Genomic DNA, 265 nt, shown 5'->3' with positions numbered 1-265 from the left:
ACCGGGCCACCGCCGAACTCCGCCGCGGCTTCCTCGACGCGCGAGCGCAGCTTTTCGCCCTGGTAGGTAAAGGCCAGTTCGGCGCCCTGCTTGTACATGGCTTCGGCGATGCCCCAGGCGATCGAACGCTGGCTGGCGATGCCGACGATCAGCGCGCGTTTGCCCTGCATGAATCCCATAGTTCCTCCTGCTGTGCGAGTGCGGCTGCGGGCCGTCCCTCAGGAGCTGGCGACGCTGCCGGTGGATGCGATAGCCGCAGCGCGGA

At 67.9% G+C, this 265-nt stretch carries 1 protein-coding gene; it reads right to left on the bottom strand.

The genetic code is table 11. The features are described 5' to 3' along the window. The coding region (locus tag FLQ44_RS17825; RefSeq protein ID WP_439144947.1) for an SDR family oxidoreductase at window positions 1-170 on the bottom strand (170 nt) is incomplete at its 3' end. Between the last annotated feature and the right edge of the window lie 95 nt (window positions 171-265).

It is taken from the genome of Vogesella mureinivorans (genome assembly GCF_007644035.1).
In the GTDB taxonomy this organism is placed as follows: domain Bacteria; phylum Pseudomonadota; class Gammaproteobacteria; order Burkholderiales; family Chromobacteriaceae; genus Vogesella; species Vogesella mureinivorans.
This window is presented reverse-complemented; position numbering and strand designations above follow the sequence as displayed.